At 54.6% G+C, this 1713-nt stretch carries 1 protein-coding gene; it reads right to left on the bottom strand.

Annotation, left to right across the window (positions count from 1 at the left end; genetic code table 11):
- Positions 1-637 precede the first annotated feature (637 nt).
- A complete protein-coding gene (locus V1292_RS21575) occupies positions 638-1534 on the bottom strand; it encodes a hypothetical protein (protein WP_334374684.1) in 897 nt (298 codons plus the stop codon).
- Positions 1535-1713: the final 179 nt, after the last annotated feature.

The raw sequence follows: 1713 nt of genomic DNA, 5'->3' as shown, positions 1-1713 counted from the left end.
GGCATTCAGCGAATCATACAGTGCTCCAAAGTCGACAGAGCCTTGCTCATTCCTGATGAACGCTGCTGCGTACTCCGTCAACGCCAGCTTTACGTTGACGGGTGTCGTAGACCGCTTCTGCAAGCTGAAAATAAGCGAGACGGCTGCTGCCGTTACATTTCCGGCGGGACCAGCAGCTAGGCCCTTCTGGGCGTTGGCAAGTTCTTTGGGCGTCAAGATTTCGCCCGCGCCATTTAGCAAATCGGTGGTGACCTTACGGCGCAATTGGCTATTTCTGTCCGTGCCGTCGATTGGGGTCTTAATAAATGCTTCCTTGTACGCATCTATTTGGGCAGCTAGTTCTGGATCCAGATTCGCATAGTCCCTATCGACATTGCCTCTGTAAGCAGTCCACTCCGCTGCGAACGTTTGCTGCGATGTCCCAATGAGGGCAATGTTGCCGTCCGCATTGATTTTCTGCAAAAACCTATGCAGGTCATAGTAGGCTCGAGTCTTCGCTGTGGAGTCCCAGCCGCCCGCGGCTGCCTTAGTGGCTAAATCATCCAACGCAGCGATAGCGAACGCGTTGTACCCTGGGTGGTTGCCGCCTCCGCCTGGTGCCTGACTGTCATGGACGTTGAAGCCGAACCCCGCCTCCTTAAAAGCAGCTTGTACGGTGGCCGAAGCGTTCAGCACCGCGTCGCGTGTCACCGTGCTGATGAGCAGCGCAATCTTGTTCCCTCTGGCATTCAAATCGACGCCAATTGATTGCAGAAAGCCGGCCGCCCTTTCCGCCGCAGGGGTTTTGCCGGTAAATACTTCCAGCGGGATGATGTGCTGGATTTCGAAACCGAAGAGCCGGCCGCGGAAGTACTCGGTCATTGCACCTTCTCCACAATCCGGCGCACTCTTTAAGCTCGAAATCGATCTTGAATTTCGCTTCACGCAACGCGGCGGCCAATGCCTCGCTCATAAAAAGTCCGTCGCGGACAATCTCCTCGATCCATAGGTCCGGGCCGGCCAAAGCCGCCGCGGAAAGAGCGACATCGCCGTCCTCGGCCCAAGGGTTTACTTTCCAGATCTCTACGCCCGTAGCGCTATTCGAGGCGACCAGCTCAACATTTTTGCTTTCGTTCGGTAGAATGGTTCGTTTTCTGGCGCCAAAATTCAGGTAATAAAATTTTCCTTCGACTGGCGTCTTCAAATCTTCCTGAAAAATTGGAAACGGAACCAAGCCGCCATTTCCAAGATCGAAGCGCGCTAACACTTCGGCCAATCGTTCTTTTACCGCATAGAATCTTCCGACAACAAATAGGTCTCCGACACGCCTAAAACACTTCTTGTCGAAGACCGCCGTCGCCTCTGGAAAGTCCGTCCGCTCGAGCGCATAGCCGTGCGTATGCTTCTCCATTGCCTCAAGGACTTTGGCGCTGGCTCGGATCACCTCGTGTTGCGCCGGCTCCCAGTCTTCTCCGTAGTATTTGTCGCGAAGCCCTTGTTTGTTGCCGATGAGGTAGTTGCTCATCACACTGCTGAACCACACTTTGCCGCTCATGCAGCCCTCCTCGCGCAGATCATCCGATCGCACCACGTCACGCGACTGGTTTCGCGTCGAAGCTTCAACAGCGGGTCTATGAGGAATCCCGGCTGAACCTCGACAAAGTTGTCGCGGAATACCATGAAATCTTCTCCTCGATGACGATCCCGCGCAACTGTACGATCAATCGCCATAGT

Source organism: Bradyrhizobium sp. AZCC 1719 (genome assembly GCF_036924525.1).
GTDB lineage: Bacteria > Pseudomonadota > Alphaproteobacteria > Rhizobiales > Xanthobacteraceae > Bradyrhizobium.
Note: the sequence above shows the minus strand (reverse complement) of the source record. Positions and strands in the feature narration are given on the sequence as shown.

Excerpts from the sequence above, each read along its gene's own strand:
- V1292_RS21575 (WP_334374684.1), bottom strand. The coding sequence starts at position 1,534 with ATGAGCGGCAAAGTGTGGTTCAGCAGTGTGATGAGCAACTACCTCATC.